The organism is Dellaglioa sp. CoH-57-MRSF-22, assembly GCF_056781895.1.
Window position 1 is genome coordinate 1 of sequence record NZ_JBXAXT010000042.1, and the last position, 611, is coordinate 611.

Consider the following 611-nt stretch of genomic DNA (forward strand, 5'->3'; position numbering starts at 1 on the left):
CAGATGGACGTACGGAGAAATGTCAACCGGAAGCCACGTCGCGGGAATCTTGACGACGGCGCGCTTTTTGTCGAGGTCATTCAGCTGAATCACGAGGTCCGCAAAACCAACGTTCTGGTGGTTTTTGGGCACGAAGTTCGATATGTGCGACAGATTGACCACATAGAGCGGACCTATGTAGTTCGGGTTGCGCATGTGATAAACGCCATCGTCTTGGTTCCAGTCCTGCACAACGGTGCGTGGCAGGTCCCGAATGTTCAGCCAGTTAAGGAATCGCTGGAGCCGGGTCGGCGTCGGGTCCGCAGGCTGCGCGAATCGTGTTGGTGATTCTGGTATGAACGGCGGGAACGCTGCGCGCCCCGGATTTAGTTCGTCACTCATTTTTGGACTCCTGTATGTAATACGCGTTATTTACTAGGCTGTTTCGCAGCCTTCCACGCGGCTCTGGCGCGCTCGCGCTGCTCTATCAGCGCGGACGTATCTTTACCAGCCTGCTCAGCGCGACGCACAGCCACATCAAGCCGATTAAATTCTCGAAATTCTGGACCCGAACGCACAGCAGCACGTTGAACTTTCTTCGCTTGCTTATACGCTGCACTCTTGTNACGGCT

At 55.1% G+C, this 611-nt stretch carries 1 protein-coding gene; it reads right to left on the reverse strand.

Translation table 11 applies throughout. From position 1 onward, the window contains the following. Nucleotides 1-381, reverse strand: a 381-nt coding sequence (locus AC1RPR_RS08015) for a hypothetical protein (protein ID WP_481763438.1), incomplete at its 3' end; no start/stop codon positions are given. Nucleotides 382-611: the final 230 nt, after the last annotated feature.